The 20,558-nt window shown below is 51.8% G+C and carries 20 protein-coding genes; 4 read left to right on the top strand and 16 right to left on the bottom strand.

All coding sequences use genetic code 11. The features are described from left to right. Positions 1-17 precede the first annotated feature (17 nt). The gene (locus tag ACJJIS_RS02190; protein WP_413663377.1) at positions 18-905 is read right to left on the bottom strand and encodes a carbon-nitrogen hydrolase; all 888 of its coding nucleotides are present in this window, start codon (positions 903-905) and stop codon (positions 18-20) included. 58 nt (positions 906-963) lie between these two features. Next, positions 964-1,998: an agmatine deiminase family protein gene (locus ACJJIS_RS02185; protein ID WP_475709369.1), complete on the bottom strand. Its 1,035-nt coding sequence runs from the start codon at positions 1,996-1,998 to the stop codon at positions 964-966. Positions 1,999-2,473: 475 nt separating this feature from the next. Between ACJJIS_RS02185 and ACJJIS_RS02180 the strand changes: the two genes are divergently transcribed. Beyond that, entirely contained in the window at positions 2,474-2,791 is a 318-nt protein-coding gene (locus ACJJIS_RS02180) for a DMT family transporter (RefSeq protein WP_108734565.1), read from the top strand. A 39-nt stretch (positions 2,792-2,830) separates the two neighbouring features. On the opposite strand, the gene rsgA is transcribed toward ACJJIS_RS02180, so the two are convergent. Further along, on the bottom strand, positions 2,831-3,949 hold the full coding sequence (rsgA, locus tag ACJJIS_RS02175; RefSeq protein WP_475709368.1) for a ribosome small subunit-dependent GTPase A: 1,119 nt from the start codon (positions 3,947-3,949) through the stop codon (positions 2,831-2,833). Positions 3,950-4,539: 590 nt separating this feature from the next. On the opposite strand from rsgA, the gene pulA reads away from it, so the two are divergent. Both pulA and ACJJIS_RS02165 read left to right on the top strand, forming a co-directional pair. Further along, a complete protein-coding gene (pulA, locus tag ACJJIS_RS02170; protein WP_475709367.1) occupies positions 4,540-7,866 on the top strand; it encodes a pullulanase-type alpha-1,6-glucosidase in 3,327 nt (1,108 codons plus the stop codon). Positions 7,867-8,017: 151 nt separating this feature from the next. Beyond that, on the top strand, positions 8,018-9,292 hold the full coding sequence (locus tag ACJJIS_RS02165; protein ID WP_475709366.1) for an amidohydrolase family protein: 1,275 nt from the start codon (positions 8,018-8,020) through the stop codon (positions 9,290-9,292). 125 nt (positions 9,293-9,417) lie between these two features. Here ACJJIS_RS02165 and ribA read toward each other — a convergent pair whose 3' ends face one another. The 13 genes from ribA to ACJJIS_RS02100 all read right to left on the bottom strand — a co-directional run bounded on the left by ribA (position 9,418) and on the right by ACJJIS_RS02100 (position 19,498). Then, on the bottom strand, positions 9,418-10,035 hold the full coding sequence (gene ribA, locus ACJJIS_RS02160; RefSeq protein ID WP_108734569.1) for a GTP cyclohydrolase II: 618 nt from the start codon (positions 10,033-10,035) through the stop codon (positions 9,418-9,420). Between the two features lie 17 nt (positions 10,036-10,052). Beyond that, on the bottom strand, positions 10,053-10,688 hold the full coding sequence (locus ACJJIS_RS02155; protein ID WP_444918235.1) for a retropepsin-like aspartic protease family protein: 636 nt from the start codon (positions 10,686-10,688) through the stop codon (positions 10,053-10,055). Between the two features lie 17 nt (positions 10,689-10,705). Then, the gene (locus tag ACJJIS_RS02150) at positions 10,706-11,194 is read right to left on the bottom strand and encodes a phosphatidylglycerophosphatase A family protein (RefSeq protein WP_445361096.1); all 489 of its coding nucleotides are present in this window, start codon (positions 11,192-11,194) and stop codon (positions 10,706-10,708) included. Positions 11,195-11,236: 42 nt separating this feature from the next. Further along, positions 11,237-12,178 (bottom strand): thiamine-phosphate kinase, encoded by a 942-nt coding sequence (thiL, locus tag ACJJIS_RS02145; protein WP_475709365.1) that lies wholly within the window; start codon positions 12,176-12,178, stop codon positions 11,237-11,239. 10 nt (positions 12,179-12,188) lie between these two features. Then, positions 12,189-12,632 (bottom strand): transcription antitermination factor NusB, encoded by a 444-nt coding sequence (gene nusB / locus ACJJIS_RS02140; protein ID WP_282931196.1) that lies wholly within the window; start codon positions 12,630-12,632, stop codon positions 12,189-12,191. 69 nt (positions 12,633-12,701) lie between these two features. Further along, positions 12,702-13,172 carry a 6,7-dimethyl-8-ribityllumazine synthase gene (gene ribH / locus ACJJIS_RS02135; RefSeq protein WP_108735355.1) on the bottom strand — a complete coding sequence of 157 codons (471 nt, stop codon included), beginning with the start codon at positions 13,170-13,172 and terminating at the stop codon, positions 12,702-12,704. Positions 13,173-13,249: 77 nt separating this feature from the next. After that, positions 13,250-14,371, bottom strand: coding sequence for a bifunctional 3,4-dihydroxy-2-butanone-4-phosphate synthase/GTP cyclohydrolase II (gene ribBA / locus ACJJIS_RS02130; protein WP_413663385.1), 1,122 nt, complete (start codon positions 14,369-14,371; stop codon positions 13,250-13,252). Between the two features lie 78 nt (positions 14,372-14,449). After that, positions 14,450-15,112, bottom strand: a complete 663-nt coding sequence (locus tag ACJJIS_RS02125; protein WP_108734575.1) for a riboflavin synthase — start codon at positions 15,110-15,112, stop codon at positions 14,450-14,452. Next, entirely contained in the window at positions 15,112-16,257 is a 1,146-nt protein-coding gene (gene ribD, locus ACJJIS_RS02120) for a bifunctional diaminohydroxyphosphoribosylaminopyrimidine deaminase/5-amino-6-(5-phosphoribosylamino)uracil reductase RibD (protein ID WP_445362541.1), read from the bottom strand. The genes ACJJIS_RS02125 and ribD overlap by 1 nt, the downstream gene beginning before the upstream one ends. Continuing rightward, complete coding sequence (nrdR, locus tag ACJJIS_RS02115) at positions 16,254-16,721, bottom strand: transcriptional regulator NrdR (RefSeq protein ID WP_108734577.1); 468 nt, start codon at positions 16,719-16,721, stop codon at positions 16,254-16,256. Before nrdR ends, ribD begins: the two co-directional genes overlap by 4 nt. Positions 16,722-16,874: 153 nt before the next feature. Further along, the gene (gene glyA, locus ACJJIS_RS02110; protein ID WP_108734578.1) at positions 16,875-18,143 is read right to left on the bottom strand and encodes a serine hydroxymethyltransferase; all 1,269 of its coding nucleotides are present in this window, start codon (positions 18,141-18,143) and stop codon (positions 16,875-16,877) included. 219 nt (positions 18,144-18,362) lie between these two features. Then, entirely contained in the window at positions 18,363-18,857 is a 495-nt protein-coding gene (locus tag ACJJIS_RS02105) for a porin family protein (protein WP_475709364.1), read from the bottom strand. 152 nt (positions 18,858-19,009) lie between these two features. Next, positions 19,010-19,498 (bottom strand): outer membrane beta-barrel protein, encoded by a 489-nt coding sequence (locus ACJJIS_RS02100; protein WP_444915482.1) that lies wholly within the window; start codon positions 19,496-19,498, stop codon positions 19,010-19,012. Positions 19,499-19,978: 480 nt separating this feature from the next. Between ACJJIS_RS02100 and ACJJIS_RS02095 the strand changes: the two genes are divergently transcribed. Then, complete coding sequence (locus ACJJIS_RS02095) at positions 19,979-20,554, top strand: hemerythrin domain-containing protein (RefSeq protein ID WP_475709363.1); 576 nt, start codon at positions 19,979-19,981, stop codon at positions 20,552-20,554. Positions 20,555-20,558: the final 4 nt, after the last annotated feature.

Raw genomic sequence — 20,558 nt, 5'->3', positions numbered from 1 at the left:
ACCCAAACTATCAACTCTTAATCACGGTAAATTTTCGTTAAGTCTTGGTAATGATCGACACGTCTATCTCGCAAGTATGGCCAAATACGACGTACTTGTTCACTTTTCTCCATATCTATATTCGCAATTAGTATCTCACCATCACTTTCACTTGCACAGGCAAGTAGCTCGCCCTGTGGACCACAGATAAAGCTATTACCCCAGAAATCAATGCCGGCAGAACTTCCACTGGAATCACTTTCATGGCCCACACGATTACAACTAATAACTGGTACGCCATTCGCTACCGCGTGGGACCTTTGTACAATTTTCCAGGCTTCAAGTTGCCGTTGCTGCTCAGCCGCATCATCGCGCGGGTCCCATCCAATTGCGGTTGGGTAAATCAGTAATTCTGCTCCAGCCATTGCCATCAGTCGGGCAGCTTCAGGAAACCATTGATCCCAACAAACCAATATGCCCAACTTGCCAATACTCGTATCTATAACTTCAAAGCCCAAATCACCAGGCGTGAAATAAAATTTTTCGTAAAATCCCGGATCGTCCGGAATATGCATTTTTCGATACTTTCCGGCAATAGAGCCATTTTTATCCAATACCACTGCAGTATTGTGATAAATACCTGCAGCACGCTTTTCAAATAAAGAGGTCACTATGACCACGCCGAGTTCTTTTGCAAGCCTTCCAAAATAATCCGTACTGGGTCCAGGGATCGTCTCAGCTAAATCGAATAAACTCACATCTTCTGACTGACAAAAATACAGACTACGATGCAACTCCTGCAGCACTACCAAATCAGCACCTTCACTCGCTGCGGCACGTATTCCCTGAGTTGACCTATCAATATTTTGTTGGCAATCAACAGTGTTATCTTGCTGAACAAGTGCCACTTTAACTATGTTACTCATTAATAAATTCGCTAGATTGTTTAATTTTAGATTAGATGCAAAAAATTTTTTTTAACGCCTAATTAGCCAAGAGGTTTTTCGGCAGCTGCATAGTTAAACAATGCAAACTACCGAACTGTTCGATAATGGGCCGGCAATTAACCGCAACTATCTGATGCTCCGGAAATGCCATCTGGAGAGTTTGTAACGCCTCAGTATCTTCTTCAACATCATATACAGGAGCTAGTACCGCATCATTGATAATTAGAAAGTTGGCATAAGTGGCAGGTAAACGCTCGCCACTTGCATTTGCTTGTCCGCTAGGCCATGGTAATTCCAGCAAATTAAATGGTTTCCCATCAAGCGAGCGCATTTGTACTAAACTCTGCTTCATTTTCTCAAGTTCATCAAAAAAACGATAACCACTTTCATTACAGCCCTGATAGACAATAGTTTGGCCAGGTGCGAACCGTGCAAGAGTGTCGATATGACTATCTGTATCATCGCCCTCTAATGCGCCATGATCCAGCCATAGAATATTCTTTGCACCTAACTCAGTTTTTAGCAGTCCCTCGATATCCGCTCTTGTCATGCGGTGGTTACGATTTTTATTTAGCAGACAGCGCTCAGTCGTTAAAAGGTTGCCCTTTTCATCAATATCTATTGCTCCACCTTCAAGAACGACGTCAATTTTCCGCCAATTACAGATACCCAATTGCTTAAACATTTCCTGGTTAATCTGATTGTCTAAATCAGCCGGGTATTTGCTTCCCCATCCATTAAACGTAAAATCGAGAGCAACAACTTCTCCTTGGCTGTTCACTACTGAAATTGGGCCATGATCTCTCGCCCAACTATCATTTGTGGCAACAACAACAAACTGAATATTTTGAATTATTACATCAGCCACATGTAATAGCTGGCTAATATGTTTTTTTAAAACCTCATCATGACAAACGACTACCAGTTTTTGTCGAGCAGTTATAGCTTCGCAAATAGAAACATAAACCGCTTCTACTTCGCTTAGTATCGGCTTCCAATCAGTATCCGCATGAGGCCAAGTGAGCATTATTGCATCTTGCTTGGCCCATTCAGGTGGCAATCTATTTGACATAAGTTTTAATTACTTTATCTGATAGTTATTTTAAATTTACAGGGGTATTGAACCAGCACCAAATGATAATAATTATCATTACAATAATATAGAAAAATTCATTTCGCGCAAGTTTGGGCTCGGATTTAAATAGACTTTCGCACAGTTTTATCGTTTTCCTGATTTCATCTGGAAAACAATGCAAAGCCCTCTCAGTAAAGATTTTATTTATTTAGCATGCTCCAACTTCCTCCGAAACAATGCACTTGGCAATGTAACTAATAGATTGCGTTTTAAGAGCTCAAACAGGTCCGACTGCACTTTGAGATTAATTACTGGATGGGAGCGAGGCACAGCTATCCACCTGACTTTCAATAAAGCTATCTCAGCTATTCTCAACTATATCTGTTCTAATACGGGAAAGACTTGTTTACTGACATGTCAACATTGATTTCTCCGCTAGAAGCAAATCGCCGAGTCTCTTTAAAGGAATATCATGGCCTGGTTCTACTTAATACTCGCCGGACTATGCGAAATTGGTTGGGTGCTGGGACTGAAAATTTCACAGGGCAGTAACACCCGCCTTCTGGGTGTGGTTATGGCTGTGGTATTTATTGGGGTCAGTGGATTTCTTCTGTGGCTGGCGCAGCGGGAGATACCTATTGGTACTTCCTATGCGGTCTGGACAGGAATTGGTGCCGCCGGAGCCTTTGCGGTAGGAGTGCTGTTCTTTGGAGACTCCACCAGCCTTGGACGCTACCTGGGAGTTTTGCTCATTATCTTAGGCGTTGTCACGTTAAAACTCTCTCATTAATTGAGAAGCACCCGGGAAAATTCCCGGGCGCCAGTTCTATTAATCTTCTGAATATTTGTGTTTACGTGCCTGGTTTTGCACAGATCGATACATCTGGGATAGCGCTCTCTCCCCTGCCCGTTTCTGCGCAAGAGTTTGACCGTTACGGCTTAGTTCCTGTTGCAGTTTTTGCCAATTGCGCAAGCGCCGATCATCCAACGAACCGCCCGTTATTGCCTCTTGTACCGCACAGCCTGGCTCTGACTGGTGCTGGCAGTCAGAGAAGCGACACTCTCTGGACAAGGCCTCAATATCAGAAAAAGTCTCCGCCACGCCATCTTCAACATGCACCAACCCCAGCTCCCGCATTCCAGGGCTATCGAGTAACAGCGCTCCCCAACTCAGGGAGTGAAGAGAGCGTTTCCGTGTAGTGTGACGCCCTTTACTATCGGCTTCGCGAATGGTCCCAGTCTCAGCCAGGGGTTCGCCATACAGCGCATTTAGCAAAGTGGATTTACCCACTCCAGAAGAACCTAACAGCGCGATAGTTTCCCCAGGTAAGCACCACTGGCGCAGCTGTGCCACGCTTTCTCGATCCAGGCTATTTACCATTGCAGCGGGTAATTCGCCGAATGGGCGCAATGCCTGAAGAAAAGGGGATGTATCTTCACACAGATCGGTCTTAGTCAGTATCAGGTGTGGGCTGCAACCAGACTCCCGAGCCAGAGCCAAATAGCGCTCAATACGTGAGAGGTTAAAGTCATCATTCAGGGAGGAAACAATAAAAACACTATCGACATTGGCGGCGATCATCTGCACCTGATGCCCCCCAGGTGCCATGCGCTCAAACTGGCTGCTGCGGCTCAACAAACGCACGAAATATCCACTGCTCTTCTCTAACAACAGCCAATCCCCCACTGCGGGCAAATTAGCCACAAGACTCCCGGTTAGCGGAAGGGACACAGCCCCCTGCTCGCCGGCCAACTCCAGGCGACTGCGGTGTACAGCCATAACCCGCAGCGGCAAACACTGCTCGAGTTCTTCGAGCGTCAGCTGCTGTTGGAAAAAAGGCTTCCAACCGAGTTTTTGCAGCGGAGAAGCTTCCCGCTCAATTTTGATAGATGGGGATTTAGTGCCGAATCTATTAACAGACCGGCGGGTAAAGCGAGATTTACTCAAGATTGAAACCCTCTGGGCGCAATAAAGCACCAAGCGACCGCACATGCGCGGCCAACAGAGCTTTCTCAGGGAAAGCCCGACGTCTAGGAATCTATCGCCGGGCGTGGGCAGCTGGAGGCTGCTACTGGACCCGACGGAGGGTTGCAACAATCATCAATCATCCTCCGCAGTCATTGAGTTCTGGATTCCGCCAAAGTACCTGGCGGGTTATGGGCAAATTAGCACTACCCGGGGATAGGAGCAAGGATAATCCCGGGAAGCCTCTTAGTAATTGCCCCGCCATAAAAAGCAAAGCCGGCAAAAGCCGGCCTTCGAATCCGATTACAGCGAGTGCATCACCTTTCTCGACTCACCATAACCCGATCAGCTGAGTATAGATCCGGCTTTTTCTTTCGCCATCGCGTTTACTCGAGAAGCATCTTCTCCTGCGGGTATTTCCACCAAGTGACGAATCTATAAAGGTTTTATGACACCCCCAACCACCTCCCCCAGACCTCCACCTCCTCGGGGTGGGAGGCCGTCAATGCGTGACTGCGATTCAATACCAACTGAGAGAACCGCAACAAGTACAACAAAAAATGGGAAGCGCTATGCCAACAACAAAATTTACAGGGCCCGGCACAAAGGCCGGGCTGATTCTGGGGGCAGTCTTCTGCTCCATCCAAATACCGGTGTGGGCATCTGACACACCAGACCCCACAGAGGTCAATATTCCCGGCAACCTACAAAGCCAACTGGGCTGCGATGGCGACTGGCAACCAGGTTGTGTCGCCACCCTGCTCAGCTATGACAGCGAAGACGACAAATGGCAAGGCAACTTTTGGATACCCGCCGGCAACTGGGAGTACAAAGCCGCTCTCAACAACAGCTGGGATGAAAATTATGGCTGGGGCGGCCAGCGGGACGGCGGTAATATTTCCCTTAGCCTGGATGAGGCCCGCGAAGTTAAATTTATCTACGACCACGAGAGTCACTGGATCGCCGACAACCACAATAGCGTGGTCGCTACTGTAGCCGGCAACTTCCAATCCCTGCTGGGGTGCCCGGGAGACTGGCAACCCGGTTGCCTGCGCAGCTGGATGCAGGATGCCGATGGAGATGGCACCTACACCTTTATCACCTCAGCACTGCCTGCCGGTTCCTATGAATTCAAGGTAGCCTTGCACGAAGGCTGGGAGGAGAGCTACGGAAACAATGGAGCTAACGTCAGCTTTACCGTGGCTGCCGATTACGACGAAATCTACTTTGCTTTTGACTCGAATAGTAAAGAAGTCACCGTCAGTAGTGATGGCTTCGCCAAGGGTGACCTGAGCAGCGATAAAGCTCACTGGGTGGATACCAGCAGCTTTGCCTGGGATATCCAGGTGCAGGAAGGCACCAAGGTTAAATTGCACTACAGCAACAGCGCCGAGCTAAAACTGGAGGACGGTGATATCCGTTCCGATGGCACCATCGATCTCACCCCTCTCGCCACCCTGCCCGACAGCGCCCAACAAAAATTCCCGCACCTGGCCAGTTTCAGTGCCTGGCAATTGCCGGGGCAGGCTTCCACTAGTGATCTGGTAACCCAGCAACTCGCCCTCGCCGCTTACGATGCGGAGGGCACGTTACTGGATGCGACTGGTGTGCAGATGGCAGGCGCGCTCGATGATCGCTTTTACTACGACGGTGAACTCGGTGCCCGTGTCGGCGAGGAGAATATCCAGCTCGATCTTTGGGCTCCCACCGCACGGGCAGTAAAACTGCACCTGTTTACAGACTCCAGCAGCGACAGCGCCGATCAGGTGGTATCCATGCTGCGCGATGAATCTACCGGGGTTTGGAGTGCCGATATCGACAAGCAGTGGGACCGCAGTTTTTATCTCTATGAGGTCGAGGTGTACTCCTACTTCAGCCGCCAGATTGAAACCAACCTGGTCACCGACCCCTATTCCCTGAGTCTCTCCATCAATAGTGGCAAAAGCCAGATCATTAACCTGAATGACCGGGACCTGAAGCCGCGCGGTTGGGATCGTCTGCGCAAGCCCAAGTTAACCCAGCCGGAAGACATCAGTATCTACGAGCTGCATGTGCGCGATTTCAGTATTGCGGATCAAACTGTCCCCGAAGCAGAGCGCGGCACCTTCAAGGCTTTCACCCGCAAGCACAGCGACGGCATGCGCCACCTCAATAAACTGGCCCACGCCGGCCTCACCCATATCCACTTGCTGCCGGCCTTTGACTTTGCCACAGTCAATGAGGATCGCACCCAGCAGCAGCAAACCCCGGACCTCTCAGACTACGCGCCGGACAGCAGCGAGCAGCAGGCCCAGGTAGATGCTATTCGCGATACCGATGGCTTTAACTGGGGCTACGATCCATTGCACTACACGGTCCCCGAAGGCAGCTATAGCAGCGCTCCCGATGGACCTGCGCGCATTCGCGAATTCCGTCAAATGGTGCAAGGGCTATCCCACTCCGGCCTGCGACTGGTGATGGACGTGGTTTACAACCACACCAGCTCCTATGGCCAATACGACAACTCCGTACTCGATAAAATCGTCCCCGGCTATTACCATCGCCGCAATCTGGAGGGTGGTGTGGAAATGAGCAGCTGCTGCGCCAATACCGCCAGTGAGCACGCCATGATGGAAAAGCTGATGATCGATTCCCTGGTCACCTGGGCCCGGGCCTATAAGGTGGACAGCTTCCGTTTCGATCTGATGGGACATCACAGCCTCGACAATATCCTCAAGGCGCAAGCGGCATTGCAATCACTGACCCCGGCAGCCGATGGTGTCGACGGCAAAGCTATCTACCTGTACGGCGAGGGCTGGAATTTTGGCGAAGTGGCTGACGATGCTCGCTTTGTACAGGCCCGCCAGGGCAATATGGCCGGCAGCGGTGTCGGCACCTTTAACGATCGCCTGCGCGATTCCGTGCGTGGCGGCAACCCCTTTGGAGGTTTTGAGGAGCAGGGCTTTGGTACCGGTCTGTTCACCGACAGCAACGGTAAGTTTGAGGGAGAAGATGAGCGTGCCACACTGCTAACCCTGGCAGATAAAGTCCGCGTTTCCCTCGCCGGCAACCTGGCGGATTATCCTTTTGAAGATGCCAACGGCAATATCATTACCGGCAGCGAGCTGGTCTATAACGGCCAGCCCACCGGCTATACCGCCGACCCGCAGGAATCCATTAATTATATTGCCGCCCACGACAACGAGACGCTGTTCGACGGAGTACAGATCAAAGCCAGCGACAGCGCCGACTTGGCTGAACGAGTGCGTATCCAGGCATTCAGTAATTCCCTGGTTCTGTTCGCCCAGGGAGTGCCGTTTATCCACGCAGGCCAGGATTTCCTGCGCTCAAAGTCGATGGATCGGGACAGTTACAACTCCGGTGACTGGTTTAATGCACTGGACTTCAGCCTCGCCACCGATAATTGGGGTGCGGGTTTACCTATCGCAGATAAAAATGAAGATAACTGGTCCCTGATGCAACCTTTACTGGCAAACCCGGAACTGGCTCCCGAGCGCCGGCACCGCTTGTGGAGTTCTGCTCTATTCCGCGAGCAACTGGCGATTCGCAACAGCTCTCCCCTGTTCCGCTTGTCTGATGCAGAATCCGTAGAGGCACACCTTAATTTCCTCAACACCGGACCCGACCAGATTCCTGGGCTGATTGTGATGGAGTTATCCGAATCCAGTGGCAGCATCGATCGCCGCTTTGAACGTATTGTGGTGCTGTTTAATGGCGATGACGAATCATTGGAATTTACCAGCGAAAACTTTATTGGTGAGTACCTGTTCAAGCACCCACGTCAGCGCCGATCAGTAGACTTACGCCTGCACAAAGTAAAATTTGATAGGAGCAGCGGCACCTTTACTCTGCCTGGCCGAACTACCGCAGTATTTGTGCAGCCACGCCGTAGATATTAATTCTTCATAAATTTTAAAAGGCCGGATTTTCCGGCCTTTTTTTCATTTTTTAGAAACTATTTCCTGGCTCTAACCAAGTAATCAACTCGCAATTGTCATATTCCGCAGATTGATTTAGCGTGTACCTAAATAATAAATAGGTGTACAAATCATGAAGCGTCTCCTTCTCTGCGGCATCGCAACTCTTCTCTCATCCGCGACACTGGCAAAAACTACTGTTATCCATGCAGGCACACTCCTCGCCGTTCCCGGTGAGAAACCTTTGCAAGAGCAAAGTGTAATTATCGAGGACGGCAAGATCAGTGCTGTCAGATCCGGTTATGTAAGCCCGGATAACGCTGAAGTCATTGATCTTAAGAATAGTTTCGTAATGCCGGGCTTAATGGATATGCACGTGCATTTACAAGGTGAGCTGGGCCCTAAAAATGATACCGAGGCTCTCAAGATGTCCATGCCGCTGACCCAGATGCGCTCGCAAATGTTTGCCATGCGAACCCTGGAGTCTGGTTTTACCACTGTGCGCGATGCTGGTAACAGTGGTGAAGAAATGTATGCGATGCGCGATGCGATCAATAAAGGTTGGGTAGATGGCCCGCGAATTTTTGCAGCCGGCAGGGTGGGAATAACTGGTGGCCACGCAGATATCAGCGGAGTCAGTCCAGAGCTAATGGAGCTGCACGATGACAAGACCAAAACTGTATGCGACGGCCCCTACGAGTGCCGACGCGCGACCCGCCATGCGATCAAATATGGTGCTGACTTTATCAAGATTACCTCTACCGGTGGTGTGCTCACCGATCGCGCTACCGGAACTGGTCAGCAGATGGAAATGGATGAGTTAAAAGAGGTGGTCCTTGCAGCCAAACGTATGGGCCGCAAGGTGGCCAGTCATGCGCATCAGGAAGAAGGCATTATCGCCGCACTGGAGGCTGGTGTAGACAGTATTGAGCACGGCACCTACGCAGGTCCCCGCGCCCATAAGTTATTTAAAGAAACCGGCGCTTATCTGGTTCCGACACTTCTCGCCGGCGATACTGTGGTACAGCTGGCAAAAAATACCGATGTCTTATCTGAGGCTCAGAAGGAAAAAGCCATTCGTGTTGGCACAGACATGCGCGGCAATTTCCGTAAAGCGGTCAATGCCGGAGTAAAAATTGCTTTCGGTACCGACTCAGGTGTATCCAAGCACGGCATCAATGCCCGCGAGGCGGTACTGATGAGTGAAGCCGGTATGGACAATATGGCCATCCTGCAATCCGCTACCGTTAACGCCGCCGACCTGATCGATATGAGCGATTCACTGGGCACCATTGAGTCCGGTAAGTACGCCGATATTATCGCCACCGATGGCTCGCCACTGGATAATATCGATGAACTTTTAGATGTGGATTTTGTGATGAAAGGGGGCAAGGTCTTTAAGAATTAAAAGCCTCTGAATAGTTTAATAGCGAAATTAAAATATTCGAACCCAGTTTTAATTAATTTCTACAAAATAAAAAAGGCCGGATAACTCCGGCCTTTTTTATTGGGGTGCTTAAAGAAAAGTGAAAGTTAGTTTTCCTCTTTTCCTTCTTCATCCTCATTTTCGATCAGGTGACCAAGTTTGCCTTTTTTAGTGGACAAATACTTGGCATTGTGGGGATTGCGCCCAGACTGGTGCGGCAGGCGCTCAGTCACATTGATGCCCAAGTCCTCCAGCGCTTTTACCTTACGCGGGTTATTGGTCATCAAGCGAATGGCATGAATACCCAGGTGTTCGATCATTGCTTTCAGAATTGAGTAATCCCGCATATCGGCGCCAAAGCCCAACTGCTCATTGGCTTCCACCGTATCCGCACCACAATCCTGCAAGTGGTAAGCGCGAATCTTATTTAACAGACCGATACCGCGGCCCTCCTGGCGGAGATAGAAAATAGCTCCACGCCCCTCCATCGCTATGCGATGCATCGCATGTTGTAGCTGGGCACCACAATCACAGCGCAGGGAGAAAAGTGCATCCCCGGTCAGGCACTCAGAATGAATACGGGCCAACAGAGGCTCTTCGGTATCGAAGTCACCCATGGTGAGCACTACGTGCTCTTTTCCGGTTTCCACTTCCTCGAAACCGTGCATCTCAAACATACCCCAAGAGGTGGGCAGTTTTGAGGATTCCACAAAACGAATGGTCAACTTAATACCTCTTTAAATCAGTGTCGGGCGCGCAGTACCAGCACACCGCCCTGCTGTTCCATATCAACCTGGCTGAGAAAGCTGTTGCCAAGAAGTACCACCTGGGGGAAGTCATCTGCATGAACTGTCGCATCAACATTGTGAACTTTGATTCCACCTATGGTGACACTGCTAAGATTCACTCGATAAACACTAGTAATACCATTAGCAGTAGAGACTAGTACTTCCTCGGCATTATCCAGATTCAGCCTTAGGCGACGAGCGGTAGGATAATTAATAGCAATATTGGTAGCGCCGGTATCCACCATCATCGGCACTCTCAGGCCATTGACCCAGGCATTTGTTAAATAATGTCCACGGCTATCGGCGGGAAGCCGTACTTCTGCTTTCGCCGCCTTGGCAAAACTGGTTGCTATAGGTGCATCCAAGGTCAGCTTTTGCTCCCGTCCAGACACACTAATCCGTGCATAACGAGTAGTCGCTTCCAACAGGGTGACACCCTCTGGGGATTTTTGTCCCGCCTTAAGAATTTTCTGGCGGCCATCAATTTCCAGCATGGCGCTATCGCCAAATAATCCCTTTAATTGAACCTGCTGTGCATTAGCACTCAGAGCAATCAAGAGACTTAAAAAAAATACAAAATAGCTGCGCATTGATCTTCCCTATCAATCTAAGCGCCCAGTACCCACGCCGTTAATTGCAGTACCAGGGACGCATAAACGGCGGCCAGTATATCGTCGAGCATAATCCCAACGCCACCTTGCACCTTGCGATCAGCCCAGCCAATGGGCGGGGGCTTGGCAATATCAAATATCCGGAAGAGGACAAAGCCGTATAGCGCCCAAGCCCAACCTGCAGGAGCCATAAACATGGTGAGCCAGTAGCCCACCATTTCATCCCAAACAATACCGCCGTGATCGTGAACTCCCATTTTCTTGGCAGCTGCACCACATAGATAGCAACCTACCACACCGGTAACAAACACAATGGCCAGATACCAGAATGGAGGCAAATCCTTCATCAACCACCAAAAAGGAATCGCTGCCAGGGTACCAAACGTACCCGGCGCTTTGGGTGCCAGCCCGGAGCCGAACCCAAATGCCAACAGTAAGGTGGGATCGCGCAACAGCTGGGAAAATGTCGGGTTGTTAATGCTCATATTATTGAATTCTCACAAAGGCACTATGGTCTACACAATGACTTAAAAGTGCCTATAGCCTGGCGATTGAGCAACCCAGGGATTGCTGTGATAGGAGCAACGTACCTGCGGCTCCCCCTCAACGAGTTTCCCTATGGGTGTAAAACCCAGTTGACGAACTTGCTCAACTGCGGCTGCCGGTGCGGTAAAACAAAGCTGGTAGTCATCCCCTCCACAGGCCGCCAGCTCTACGGCAGTATCAGCTGCCAATCGATTGGCTAGGGGGGCTATGGGCAGAGACTCCAGGTTTATTTCTGCTGCCACACCGCTCGCTTTGCAGATATGGCCCAGATCCCCCAGTAATCCGTCGGAAATATCCAACGCACTGGTAGCAATGCCTGCAATCGCGTTGGCAGTTTCTAATTGCGGCTCGGGAAAATAGAAAGCCTGCTCCGCTTCCCGCCGCACTGACTCAGTCACATTCCGCTCTGCCAAAACAACGGGCAGGGCTGCTGCGGCAGCGCCCAGTGGGCCGCTCACATAAATATTGTCGCCGACAGAAGCGCCATCCCGCCGGAGGGGCTTTTCGGTATGGCCGATCACCTGAATCGTAATGGACAAGGGGCCAGCGGTAGTGTCACCACCCACAAGGGAAACCCCAAACTTGCCAGCAGTTTCCAGCAGGCCACTGGCGAATTTCTCCAGCCAAACGGAGTCGCTATCGGGTAAGGTCAGGGCAAGGGTAAACCAGAGGGGGCGGGCATTCATTGCCGCCAGGTCACTGATATTCACACGCAGTGCACGGCTCGCAACCATGAATGGGTCAGCACCTGCGGGGAAGTGACGGCCTGCTACCAGGGTGTCCATAGAAGTGGCCAACTGCCCGCTGACAGGTGCTTGCAAGAGCGCGCAGTCATCGCCAATCCCCAGGGCTACACCTTCGCCCTGGGGAGCGCGGGCGAAGTAATCGCGGATGATCTCAAACTCCCCCGGCGCTTTAGACATAATTGCTGGCTCAGCCCTTCTTGTCTGCGGCTACCTCTGCCGAGCGCAGGTCCGCAGCGGTCTTATCCAAAATGCCATTGATAAACTTGAAGGCATCGGTGGGACCAAATTTTTTCGCCAGGGCCACCGCCTCATTAATGACAACCTTGTAAGGCACATCGATACGGTTTTTCAGCTCGTAAGTGGCCATGCGCAACAGCGCGCGGGATACAGGGTCCAGGTCTTCCACTTTGCGATCCAGGTGCGACGTGTAAGCGCCCTCTACCTCATCGAGGTTTTTCGCTACGCCGTGGAAAATATCACGAAAATATTCCACGTCGGTTTTGCTCATATCATTATCGGCGTGAAACTCGGCCTCAATGGAATTAAGGCTGGCGCCGGCCATCTGCCACTGATAGAGCGCCTGCATGGCGTAGTGACGTGCCTTACGGCGGGCGGATGCAGTTACGGTCATTGTCTTTTCCGGTAGATACTTCACAGAATGGGCTGCACCGACACACCTTTTGTGCCGGCGCGCCGGCAATTAAATCTTGCCGAGTAGGGAAACCATTTCCAGGGCGGTTTCGGCAGCTTCACAACCTTTGTTGCCAGCCTTGGTGCCGGAGCGCTCGATAGCCTGCTCAATGGAGTCCACTGTCAGCACGCCAAAGGTGACGGGAATGCCAGTATTCATGGATACCTGAGCCAGGCCTTTGGTGCACTCGCCAGCCACATACTCAAAGTGCGGGGTGCCACCACGGATAACCGCACCCAGGGCAATAATGGCATCAAACTTTTTAGTCTCAGCCAGCTTCTGTGCCGCCAGGGGAAATTCGAATGCGCCCGGGGCGTAGTAGATAGTGATATCTTCATCCTTGATACCCTTGCGGCGCAGGGTGTCCAGTGCACCATCCTTTAGGCTTTCAACCACAAAGCTGTTCCAGCGGCTCACCAACAGTGCGTATTTGCCCGTACTGCCGACAAAGTCCCCTTCGATCACTTGAATATTGCTCATAATTTTCAATCCGTATTTCTTGTCCATCGCCGCCGCTATCAGGACAGTAGCGGCGCTTCAGTATTGTTACTCTTTTATTAGGGTTGCGGCGCCTCTACGTTCAGGTATTCCTCTACTTCGAGATCAAACCCGGAAATAGCACTGAACTTGAACGGTGCGCTCATCAGACGCATTTTGCGCACCTTGAGATCCCGCAGAATTTGCGAACCGGTACCTACCTGCTTGTACACCAGGTCCTGGCTAGGGCGCTGTTGCTTGCCGCTGATCAGCCAATCAATACTCTCTTCGATTTCTTCGGTGGTTTCGTTGTGGCAGATCAGTACCACAACACCCTTGCCCTCTTCTTCAATACGCTGCATCGCGCGACGGAAGGTCCACGGGGTGAATTTTTCATCGCCGCGCTGAATCGTAAGCACATCGCGCAGAGTATTTCCCACATGCACACGAACCAGGGTCGGCTCTTCTGGGGTGGGGTCGCCTTTAACAAAGGCAAAGTGGCGCTCGCGGCGGGCCTTATCGAGATAAGTGCGCAGCTTGAACTCACCGAACTCGGTGCGCACCTTGCGCTCATTAACGCACTCGACGGTTTTCTCATTCAGGGCGCGATAGGTAATCAGGTCGGCGATAGTGCCGATCTTCAGGTTGTGCTCTTTCGCGAACTTTTCCAGGTCCGGGCGGCGGGACATGGTGCCGTCTTCATTCATGATCTCAACAATCACCGCAGCCGCCTCAAAACCCGCCAGGCGGGCCAGGTCGCAACCGGCTTCGGTGTGGCCTGCGCGGCTTAATACACCTCCGGGCTGGGCCATAATGGGGAAGATATGGCCGGGCTGTACAATATCGCTGGGCTTGGCATTTCTGGCCACAGCGGCGCGAACCGTGCGCGCGCGATCGGCGGCGGAAATACCGGTGGTGACACCCTCTGCCGCCTCAATGGATACGGTGAAGTTGGTGCTGAACTGGGCTCCGTTGTCCCGCGACATCAGCGGCAGGTCCAACTGCTCACAGCGCTCTTTGGACATGGGCATACAAATCAGGCCACGGGCATGAGTGGCCATAAAGTTGATGTCTTCAGCGCGAATCTGCTCCGCAGCCATCACCAGGTCGCCCTCGTTCTCGCGATCTTCATCATCCATCAGGATTACCATTTTGCCCTGGCGGATATCGTCGATCAGTTCTTCAACCGTATTTAGTTCCATGGTTAACTCTGGATAAATTTATCAATTGCAAATAGAGCGGCTATCGCTGCTGTTTTCGCCGTGGTGCACGGCCCATCTTTAGCGCTTGTAAAACCCGTTCTGGGCCAAAAATTCGAGGGTCATACCCCCACCACTAGGCTTGGCTGCCTCATCACCGAGGAGTAGCCGCTCCAAGTAGCGCGCAATCAGGTCCACTTCCAGGTTGACCCGAGTACCGGCGGTATAGCCGGCCATAATCGTTTCCTGCAACGTGTGTGGCACTATGGTGAGTTCAAACTCAGCCCCATCCACGGCATTGACCGTGAGGCTGGTGCCGTCGACGGTGATAGACCCTTTATGGGCAATATAGCGAGCCAGGTTTTCCGGTGCGCGCAGGCGGAATCGCTCGGCGCGAGCCTCGGACTTGCGCCATACCACCTCGCCAATACCATCCACATGGCCGCTGACAATGTGTCCACCCAGGCGGGTCTGGGGTGTTAGTGCTTTTTCCAGATTGACCCGGTCGCCTTTTTTCCAGCGGCCCACCGTTGTCACATCCAGGGTTTCCGCAGAGACATCCGCCCAGTAACCATCACCGGGCAGGTCAACAACCGTGAGACAAACACCATTGGTGGCAATACTGTCCCCCAGTTGCACATCACCCAGATCCAGCTTACCGCTGCGCACACGCACACGCAGGTCGCCGCCCTGGGGTTTTAACTCTGCAATCTCGCCTAAGGCTTCAATAATTCCGGTAAACATCAGCGCTCGATATCGGTTGTTGCAGTAATGCGCCAGTCGTGACCAACTGCGCGCATATCGGTAATCGTAATCGGCAGCATCGAGCCCATACGCTCGATAGGCAGTTCAAACAGCGGTCGCCCGGTGCTACCCAGCAGTTTTGGCGCCATATAAACAATTATTTCGTCGACATGGCCCCGGTAGAGGAATTCACCAGAGAGGGTCGCACCGCTCTCTACCAAAACTTCATTGCACTGGCGTCGCGCCAACTCCTTGAGCAGGGCGAGCAGGTCTACGCGGCCCTCTTTGTCGTGGGGTAAAACCACGACTTCCGCACCCGTTTTCTCAATACGCTCGCGGCGCTCGGCCTCCGCGCGCTCTGTCGTGCACACCAATGTGGGGGCATCCCCCTGCAAAATAAAGGCTCTCGCTGGGGTGCGCAGCTGGCTGTCAACAATTACCCGCAGCGGCTGCACTTCGGCGGCTCGCTCTGCGGCCAGCATTTCCAGTGCCATTTCATCGGCGCGCACATTGAGATTGGGATTGTCGAAACGCACCGTCTCAACCCCGGTGATCACTGCACAACTGCGAGAACGCAGGCGCTGTACATCGGCGCGAGCCGCAGGGCCCGATACCCACTTTGATTCCCCACTGGCCATAGCGGTGCGCCCATCCAGGCTCATGGCGGATTTGCTTCGCACCAGGGGCAGTCCCAGGGTCATACGCTTGATAAAGCCGGGGTTTAGAGCGCGACACCTCTCTTCCAGGATGGGGCCTTCCACTTCGATCCCAGCATCGCGCAATATTTGCAATCCGGCACCGCTGACATTCGGATTCGGATCCTGCATTCCGTAAATAACCCGGGCCACGCCGGCCTTTACCAGCGCCTCGGCACAGGGACCTGTGCGGCCGGTATGACTGCAGGGCTCAAGAGTGACATAAACCGTAGCCCCCTGAGCCAGGTCGCCGGCATCACTCAAGGCTTCGATCTCAGCGTGGGGTTCGCCGGCCCGCTTGTGCCAGCCTTCGCCGACAACATTGCCATCCCCGTCAGTAATCACACAGCCCACTCGCGGATTCGGCATAGTGGTGTAGAGACCGCGCTCTGCCAACTGAATAGCGCGGGCCATCAGTGCTTCCGCACTGTGTACAACAGTTTGACTCATTCTGTCTTCGATCCCTTACTGGTCAGTCGCTCAATCTCTTCTCTAAACTCGCTGACATCCTCAAAACGGCGATAGACAGAAGCAAAGCGCACATAGGCCACCTGGTCCAGCTCACGCAGCTGCTCCATCACCAATTCACCAATAGCACGCGCCGGCAACTCCCGTTCTCCGGTCGCCTGCAGGGCGTGTTTTATTTGAGATACCGCCGACTCCACCCGCTCAATACTCACCGGGCGCTTTTCCACAGCGCGCTGAATACCCGCGCGCAGCTTGTCTTCATTAAACGGCTCGCGCTGGCCGTTTTGCTTGATCACTCGCGGCAGCAGCAGCTCCGCAGTTTCAAATGTGGTAAACCTCTCGTGGCACTCCAGGCACTCGCGCCGGCGGCGTACTTGGTCGCCCTCAGCCACCAATCGGGAATCGACTACTTTTGTTTCTTCTGCGCTGCAGAACGGACAGTGCATGTGGGATTATCCCCGGAATGGAAAATGGGCCGCAGTTTACCACAGCCGTTGCACTGTGTGACCGCGGCACGCACAGCCACAGTGCATCGCAAATTCAACATGGACACATAAAAAAAGCGGCTCTATGAGCCGCTTTTTTGTCAGCAGTGCTGATCAGCCTTTTTTATACACAGGAAACTCTGCGCAAATACCCAGAACCTTCTGCTTCACATCGGCGATAGTGGCTTCAACATCACCTTTCTCCAGTGCGTCCAGCACGTCGCAGATCCAGTGAGTGAGCTGTTGGGTTTCCTTTACACCAAAGCCGCGAGTAGTGATTGCCGGAGTGCCAACACGCAGGCCGCTGGTAATGAAAGGAGAGCGCGGATCGTTGGGTACCGCGTTCTTATTAACGGTGATGTTGGCGTTACCCAGGGCTTCATCCGCATCCTTACCGGTGTACTCTTTGCCAATCAGGTCAACCAGCATCAGGTGATCATCGGTCCCACCGGATACAATGTTGATACCGCGATCGAGGAAGGTCTCCGCCATTGCGCGGGCATTTTCCACAACCTTCTTCTGGTAGGCCTTGTATTCAGGGGTCATGGCCTCTTTGAAAGAAACCGCTTTCGCCGCGATCACATGCATCAGCGGGCCACCCTGACCACCGGGGAATACAGCGGAGTTGAGCTTCTTCTCAATTTCTTCGTTGGCGCGCGCCAGGATGATACCGCCGCGGGGGCCACGCAGGGTTTTGTGAGTAGTAGAAGTCACAACATCGGCGTGGGAGATTGGGGAGGGATACTCACCAGCGGCAACCAGGCCTGCAATGTGAGCCATATCCACAAACAGGTAAGCACCCACTTTGTCAGCGATCTCGCGGAAACGCGCCCAATCCATCACTCGGCTATAGGCAGAGAAACCAGCCACGATCATCTTCGGCTTGTGCTCAAGCGCCAGGCGTTCAACTTCCTCGTAATCCACTTCGCCAGTTTCCGGGTTCAGACCGTACTGCACTGCATTGTAGATCTTGCCGGAAAAGTTAACGCGGGCACCGTGGGTAAGGTGGCCACCGTGGGCCAGACTCATGCCCAGTACAGTGTCACCTGGGGCGCAGAGCGCCTGGTAAACAGCCGCATTAGCCTGTGATCCTGAGTGCGGCTGCACATTGGCGTAGTCAGCACCAAACAGCTCCTTGGCGCGCTCAATGGCCAGGGTTTCCACTTTGTCCACGTACTCACAACCGCCGTAATAACGCTTGCCTGGATAGCCCTCGGCATACTTGTTAGTCAGGCTGCTGCCCTGAGCTTCCATTACCATTGGGCTGGTGTAGTTCTCAGAGGCGATTAACTCGATATGGTCTTCCTGACGAGAGTCTTCCTCCTGGATGGCTTCCCAAATTTCCGGGTCGTAAGAAGCTAAAGTGACAGATGAATCAAACATGGTGTTCCCTCGGTAAAGCGGGCTTGAGTAGAGGCTTGTAAAACTCGATACCACAGCGCCCAGACTTATGAGTAGGACCAAAGGCTCCCAGCGTGGGATGGCCCTACTGCTCAATGCATTCTGGGCATTTTAGAAAGGCGCGCATTGTACACCAAGGGCAGCATGAATGCGCAAATGCAGAGACGTGGCGGGACCAACCCGCCCACCTTAAAAAGACGGTCAGAATTTGTACACTACAGAGCCAGACCAGTAATTCACGTCGGACTCAATGATGGTGTAATCCAGTTCCAGGGTCGCCTCGTCGGTCAGTTTGAAACCAGCCCCGAGCCCGGCAGATGCACCGTTATCCGAGTACTCTTTCTCCCAATTATCTATCTCCAACTCCTCATGGAGGTAGCCGATACGACCTTTCAGATAAATGTTGCCCGGGCTGCGATAGGTGGCATAAACAGCTTGTGTTGCCAGGGAGTAGTTGTAATCGTGCCAGTAGTAGTCGAACTCACCATCAATGACAGAGTCGGTGACTTCTGCCTCGAATCCCCAGCCAGAACCCCAGGTATAACCGGCTCGAATCCCCCCATTTAAAGGATTCTCCCCCCTGGCATCAACATCCAAAGCACCGAAGACGCCACCGATATACGCACCCTGGCCATAAGCGGTAGCGGAACACAACAGAGCGGTAACTGCAGCCATTGCCTTGAGATTAAAGCCCACCATCTTCCCCTTAAATCTCGAAGTCTGATCAAAGGGCAGGGATTATAGGGGCACAATCAACTGGCACAAGTGGTCACTTAGACAGGTCAGTATGTAACCTGGGAGCTTTTAAAAAGAGGTGTCACCATTAGTCAAACTTAGGAAAGAGGCAATTAAAATCTCAGGCTAAACCCGCCTGACCAATAACTGACATCCTTCTCTAATACGGTGTACTCAAGCTCCAGATGATAAATTTCATTCAGGCTATAACCAATTCCAGCCCCTAAGCTGACACCCAAGTCATCACTACTTGCACTGCCAACAGAAACGTCTTCATAGAGAAGGCCCAGGCGTCCTTTCAGGTACCAGTCCCCCTCTGTTCTGTAAGTCGCATAAGTAGCAAGAGTACGTATGTCTACATCCACATTCCGACCATAAGCCTCAGTCTCACCACTTAATAGTGAACTGGTATATTCACCTTCCACCCCAAAACCCGAGGCCCGCACATAACCTGCTCGCAGTCCCAAATTCAGTGGATTATCGACCCCCTTGAAATCAAAATCAGCTATTCCGGCCACACCCCCCCAGTAGGCGCCCTCGGCAATTGCGCCCGTTGAAACAACGAGTGCCAGCACACCTATACCAGCCTTAACTATTTTCATTAACACTCCCATCCTGTTGCATTAACTTTGTCGTGACACATAAATAGAGCGCTGCGGAATAATTCGATGACAACCTACGACTTCAGCACCAATAAATTTATTGAACAACGGGAAACATCGCAGCATGCTTAAATGTGCAACAACACGTCATTAGAAATTATTAAAATATGAAAGATCAGACACACCCTTATCTAGGTCCGACAGAAGAGCGTACTTGTGGAAAAAACTGAAGAAAGGGCTACTCGAAAATAGGTTTAATTTATCTTGTGGTCAAATACAACGAGGTACAGATAAGAGTTGAACCAAGGAATTCAGCGGCATCATCAGCCTCATACCTATTGATAACCCCAGCCCTCCCCTGAGTAGGTAGCGGTAAATTCCACCTTGAGTCCCACTAAGTCCCCCTCACTTGATCCAAATCAACTTTGGATTGGTACATCTGGCAACAATAGACCCATCGACAAATCGCGGAGGTCTGGGATGAATGCCATCTACCGACAACTGTGCTGTGACCATAAACATATGCAAGAGTTGCTCAACGCCTTTGAGCAATTACTCCTGGATCTTTTTGGCTGCAGCAATCGCGATCCAAACACCTTGTCACTGATCCTTGATGCTTTGGATTATTTATCGGCATACCCGGATAGGTATCACCACCCAGTTGAGGACTTAATATTTTCCCGGCTGTTGACTAAGCCAGTACATGACAGGGAATCAATTTACGAAGCGCAAATGCAGCATGAAAATATAGCCGCAGCGACAAAACACATGTGCGCTTTATTTTACGCTATTGCCAATGATGCGACCGTTGAACGGAGAGTGCTGCAAGGAGCTTGCAACACCTACCTGAAGCTGCAACGCAAGCATATGGACTTGGAAAATAAATCTATTTTCCCACAGATCGAACAGTACCTGGGGACTACCGACTGGATTTATATTCAGAAACAGGTCAGTGAATTAAGCTGCAGATATTTCGACAGGGCAACCAGAAAAATTTACGAGTCCCTGCACGAAGATCTGACACAACATCAAATGCCCGCGCAGGCATTAGCTTAGGTCA

It is taken from the genome of Microbulbifer maximicatervae (SeqCode), from assembly GCF_056231245.1.
This window is presented reverse-complemented; position numbering and strand designations above follow the sequence as displayed.